Source organism: Micromonospora sp. ATCC 39149 (assembly GCF_000158815.1).
Taxonomy (GTDB): domain Bacteria; phylum Actinomycetota; class Actinomycetes; order Mycobacteriales; family Micromonosporaceae; genus Micromonospora.
Genome location: NZ_GG657738.1, coordinates 6,655,971 through 6,661,648, shown reverse-complemented (window position 1 = coordinate 6,661,648; position 5,678 = coordinate 6,655,971). Strand labels below are relative to the sequence as shown.

2 protein-coding genes are annotated in these 5,678 nt (G+C 73.6%); one reads left to right on the top strand and one right to left on the bottom strand.

Annotated elements, in window-relative coordinates; translation table 11 throughout:
• A partial coding sequence (locus MCAG_RS35465) for a hypothetical protein (protein ID WP_036375681.1) occupies positions 1–438 on the top strand: 438 nt, incomplete at its 5' end.
• A 52-nt stretch (positions 439–490) separates the two neighbouring features.
• Here the strand turns inward: MCAG_RS35465 and MCAG_RS28740 are convergent.
• The gene (locus MCAG_RS28740) at positions 491–5,209 is read right to left on the bottom strand and encodes a glycoside hydrolase family 2 TIM barrel-domain containing protein (RefSeq protein ID WP_007076450.1); all 4,719 of its coding nucleotides are present in this window, start codon (positions 5,207–5,209) and stop codon (positions 491–493) included.
• Positions 5,210–5,678: the final 469 nt, after the last annotated feature.

Below are 5,678 nucleotides of genomic sequence, written 5' to 3'. Positions count from 1 at the left end.
CGGCCGGCCGGTACCACCTGCCGGTCCCGGCCGACTCGACGCTCGGCGGGCTGGCCGACCTCACCCAGGACAGCACCGTCGAAGCTCACCAGCGGGCCGGAGGGCGGCTACGCCACCGCCTACCGCGCCGACGGCACGGCGACCGATCTGTACGACCTGTCCAGCGCCCAGGGCGCCCTAGGCGGACACACCGTGCGGTACACGCAACGGGGCGTGAAGACCTACCGCTGGTCGACCGACGATGGGCGGTACCGCGAGTACGACCAGGTCCACTCGGGCGGCGAAAGTGTGCTGCGGGCCGGCGCCCGCGAGGTGAAGATCGCCGCCGGGTCGCAGGAGAGCACCGCCACCTACGACTGCGCCGCCGACCGGCTGACCCTCCGCACGGACGACGGCGGGGCGTGGAGCGAGGAGACGTTCGTCCGCAGCCCTGCCTGACGAGGTGCGCCGGCTGCGAGGGGCGGGAGCAGGCTCCCGCCCCTCGCCCGGCTCAGCCGGTGCAGGCCAGGCGGGCCGCCGCCCAGTCGCCGTGGTCGTTGCCGACCCCGTTGCCGCCGTCGGTGACCCGCAGTTCGAGGCGCCGGCCGCCGGTGACGTCCACGGCGATCCGCTGCGCGCCGGCGGAGCCCGTGAGTACCGGCGTCTGCGCCTTGCGCACCCCGTCGACCCACACCTCGAACGCCACGGACCCGGCATTGCCCGTCTCGTCGTCGACCCCGACGTCGGAGCGGAACGACGTGCAGCGTCCGGCCAGGTCGAGCGAGACGACCGAGGTCGCGTGGACGCCCAACCCCTTGTCGTAGGTGACGCCGCCGATGCGCAGCGGGCCGCCGTCGCCGCCGGCCTGCTCGCCGTTGCTGCGGTCGGTCTCTACCGGGCCCCACCCGTTGGACTCGGCACGCCACGGCTGGTCGCTCAGCCACACCTGGCCGGGGGGCAGCGGCGTGCGTACGGTGGCCGGCGCGGTGACCGAGCTGCGGAAGCCGGCCGGCGAGGTCGCGGTGACGGTGGCCGTCAGGTCGTACGACCCGAGGTCGGTGCCGGACGGCGCGGTCACCTCGAACGCCGCCGTCTCCGGCGCGCCGGCCGCGACCGTGCCGAGGTCGGCGGTGGTCGGCGTGACGGTCCAGCCCGGCGGGGCGGCGAGGGTGGCGGTGACGTCGCGCAGGCCGTCGGCACAGCGCGGGGTCACCGTCACCTTGACAGGCTCGGCGATGCCGGGCGTGAGCTGCCCGTCCGTGGTCGCCGCCACGGTGGGCGGGCACGGGGCGGGGGCCTGCGAATCGACGACCCCGCCGGCGCGCACCTCGGCGGCGGTGAGCGGGCGCAGCACGAGCTGTTGGTGATGCGCCTCGGTCGCGGAGACCGCGAACGGGCTGAGCACCGAGTTGGGCGTTTCCCCCATGCCGCTCTCGCCGGCCGCGGCGTGCAGGGTCACCCAGCCGTCGTTGCGCACCAGCGGTAGCTGGTGGTCGTACTCGGCCCGGTCCAGGTCGTCGTAAGGGGTGACGCTCACGTCGAGGTCGCCGCCGACGAGCAGACCCGAGCGCCGGCCGTCGCTGAGCGTCGCCCAGGCCGCGTCGGTGTGGTTGCCGTACGCCTGGGGACGCGAGTAGCGCACGTACTCCTCGTCGACGGTGCTGCGCCACACGCCCATCAGCGCACCGCTGCGCCGGTCGTTGTACGTCTCGTGCGGGCCGCGCCCGTACCAGGCGAACCGGTCCAACCCGGCGGGGACCTGGATGGCCACGCCCACCCGGGGCAGGTACGGCAGGGAGCCGACCCGGGAGCCGCCGGGGACCACGTCGTGGTCGAGGGTGATGGTGCCCCGCGCGTCGACCCGGTACGTGCGGGTCTGCGCGAACGACAGCAGTTCGCCGGTGCCCGGCCCGGCCGAGGTGGAGCGTACCCGGACGACCACCGTGCCGTCCTCGGTGGCCGTGTCGAACCCGGTCACCTCGGTGCGCAGCCGGTCCAGGCCCAGCTCGTGCCAGACCTCCCGGTCGGCGGTGCCCCAGTCGTAGGTCTCGTTGCTGGTCGGCGGGCGGTACACGTCGAGCTGGCCGCCGGCGCGCAGCAGCTCGCGGCCGTCGGCGGTCATGGAGGTGAGCAGCCCGGTGGTGGCGTCGAAGCGGTACCGCCAGCCGTCGCCGGAGACGGTCAGCACGTCGCCGTCGCGGCGGGCCCGAGGCGCCGGGCCGGTCGGCGCCGGGCCGGGCAGCACCCCGGGCACGACCGTGCCGCCGAGGGAGAACTGGTCTTGCCCGACGATCCAGCCGGCCTTCGCCCACGCCGTGGCACGGGTGCTCGCGGCGGTGAGGGTGAGCCACCGCTGCCGGTCGTGCGGGTTGGCCGGCGCGGGCCCGAGGTCGACCTCGACGCTCTGTCCGGGTGCCAGAGTCAGCGTCCGGCTGCCCGAGCGCAGGGTGCGGTCGACCTCGGTCTGCGCCCAGCGCAGCCGTACCCGGTGCGTCCCGGCCTGTTGCTCGTTGTGCACCCGGATCCTGCCGGCCGCCGCGTCGACGGCGGTGAACCGGATCGGCGCCTGCGCCCAGGCCAGCTCGGCGGTCTCCGGTTGCAGGTAGCGGTCGGAGCCGACCAGCCCGTCCGTGCCGGAGAGACTGCGGCCCAGGCTGAGGAAGTCGCCGTCGCGGTCGAAGGTGTCGAAGTCGAGCGCGAGGACCGCCCGGTGGGTGGGGTCTGCGGCCAGGTCGGTGGCCGACAGCGCCGCCGGGTAGATCCGCACGTCGTCGACGAGCCCTCGGCCGAGGCGGCGGCCCCAGTCGTTGTCCCGCTGGGTCTCGGCGTTGCGGCCGACGTTGACCTCCCACAGGCCGGGGTCGATGGCGCCGGTGCGCGCGGTGCTGCCGGCCTCCCGGCCGTCGACGAGCAGGCGCATCGTGGCGCCGTCGTAGACGCCGGTGACCCGGTGCCAGGTGCCGTACCAGTCGGCGGGCACGTCGGCGGTGACCGTGGCGCGGCTCCCCCCGGCGTCGACCGCGAACTCCAGGGTGTCCTGGTCGCGCATCTCGATCCCGTACGCCTGGCCCTTGGTCACGATGGGCAGGCTGCCGGCCCAGGGGCCCGGGTTGACCCAGGCGTCCAGGGTGAGCGCGGAGCCGGTGACGTCGAGGCTGCGGTCGCGGAACACGTCGACGAAATCGTCCAGGCTGGACAGGGCGACGGCCTGACCGCGCCCGGGCCGCCCGGGTGCCGGCTCGGGCTTGCCGACCAGGAAGGTCTGGAGGCGGCGTGGCGAGGAGTCGGGGGTGAACACCAGCGGCTGGCGCAGGTTCTGCTCGGCCCAGTCCCAGACGAACCCGCCCTGGATCTGCGGGTAGCGGCGGGCCAGCGCCCAGAACTGGTCGAAGTTGCCCAGCCCGTTGCCCATGGCGTGCGCGTACTCCCCCATGATCTGCGGCTTGGTGCCGCCGACCGCCTTGGCCTCCAGGCGGTCGGGGGTGGGGTAGCGCGGGCCGGACACGTCGGCGAAGGGCGCGTCGCCGTCGGGGTTGTTGGACTGGTGGTACAGCAGTCGGGTCGGCTCGTTGGCGTCGGCCCAGGCGGCCATGGCGTGGTGCGCCGAGCCGAGGCCCGCCTCGTTGCCGGTGTCCCACATGATGACGCTGGGATGGTTCTTGTCCCGGGCGACCAGCGCGGCGAACCGGTCGGCGAAGGCGGCGGCCCACTCCGGCCGGTCGGCCAGGCAGTCGGCGGGGCAGTTCTCGTGGGAGTGGGTTTCGATGTCGATTTCGTCGGCGACCCACAGCCCGTGCCGGTCGGCCAGGTCGTAGAGGTACGGGTCCGACGGGTAGTGCGAGGTGCGCACGGCGTTGAGGTGCAGCCGCTTCATGGCGAACACGTCGGCGCGCTGCTTCTCGCGGCTCTGGTACCGGCCGGTGTCCGGGTCGGTCTCGGCCCGGTTGGTGCCCTTGACCAGGATCCGCCGCCCATTGACCAGCACCTGCCGGTCGCGGACCTCGACCTCGCGGAAGCCGACCGGCTGGGCGGTGGTGTGCAGGGCCCGGCCGTCGGGGCCGAGCAGTTCCAGGGCGAGCGTGTAGAGGGTGGGCTCCTCGGCGCTCCACTTGGCCGGGTCGGTGACCGGGCCGGTCAGGGTGACCCGGCCGCCGGCGGCGTCCGCGGTCAGGTCCAACGGGCCGGTGAGGGTGGTCACCGTCCGTCCGTGGGGATCCAGCAGCCTGCCGCGTACGGTGTGCCGGCCGGCCGCGCCCCGCGCCGAGCGGGCCACGTCGATCCGCACGGAGAGGGTGGCGTCACGGTACTCGGCGTCCAGGTCGGTGGTGACGTACGCGTCGCGCAGCCAACTCGGGCCGGTGCGGTAGAGCCGTACGTCGCGGAAGATCCCGCTGTAGCGCCACTGGTCGACGTCCTCCAGGTAGGAGCCGGAGCCCCACCGGTGCACCTGCACGGCGATCCGGTTGCGGCCGGGCTTGAGCCGCGCGGTCACGTCGAACTCCGCCGGGGTGTAGCCGCCCTGGTCGTAGCCGACGTATCCGCCGTTGATCCACACGAAGTATCCGCTGGTGACGCCCTCGAAGCGGAGCAGGACCTGGTCGCCGGTCCAGTCGGCGGGCAGGTCGAAGGTACGCAGGTAGGCACCGGTCGGGTTGACGTCGCGCGGCACACGGGGCGGGTCGTCGGGCCAGATCTCCTCGGCGATGTTGCGGAACATGGGATGGTCGATGAAGTCCGACTGCCAGGTGTGCGGCACCTGCGCCTTCGGGAAGGTCCGCTCGTCGAACGTGGCGGCGGGGAAGTCGGCCGGCACGTCGTCGGGGCGGTCGTAGATCCGCAGCCGCCACTGCCCGTTGAGGGAGCGCACCTCGCTGTTGCGGGCGGCGTGCTCGGTCACGTCGGCGACGGCCGTGCGCACGTCCGGGTACGGCCGCAGGTCGGCGTGCGGCGGCTGCTGCCCCTCGCCCGTCATCCGCGGGTCCTCCAGGTAGCGGTAGACGTCGGCGGCGGTCTTCGGCCCGCCCGCCGGGTCGACCGCCGGCACGGGCAGGGTGTGCGGCGGCGGGTCCGGTGTCACCGCCGCCGCGGCGGCGGTCGGCACGGCCGCAGGCGGGGCGTTGGTCGGCCCGACCAGCGCCCCGGCGGCGAGCGCGAGCCCGAGGGCGGCGTGGAGAACCCGGGACCGGCGCCGATGGATGCGGCCGGTCGGTCGTGGTCGAGCATCTGGCATGGTCGGCTCCCGGGCTCGGCGCAGCACGAAACAAGGATCAACAGGAAAGAAAGAAGGAGAACACCTCCGCACACTTCCTAACATCGGTCGGTGCGGATGTTCAAGAGCCTGCGCGGCCGGAAGCCTCTCTTGTCGCTGCCGACTGACTTCGGTAGCATTCGACCCGATCGATATAACCAACACCCGCCGCCCTGCCGGCCGTGGCGTCGCGCCGAAGAAGAAAGGTGCCGCCGCAAGCCACCCACCACCGCCGCTTCCGCGCCGTGATCCATGATGACGAACATCACGGCACACAGTCGGACTCCGGTCACTCCCCTTCAGCCCACCCGAGATGACCTCCGCGTAGACTCTCGCTGATCCAGCGCTGTCCACGGCGGTAGTTCGTGCAACCCGGGTCCGATGTCCAGGTGAGACACCGGATCTCGGCCACCTGGCGCCAATGGGTCGCGAGGGCGGACGGAGAGGTGGG

Bases quoted from the DNA above. Each gene is read 5' to 3' on its own strand.
- MCAG_RS28740 (WP_007076450.1), bottom strand. From the start codon at position 5,209: ATGCCAGATGCTCGACCACGACCGACCGGCCGCATCCATCGGCGCCGG.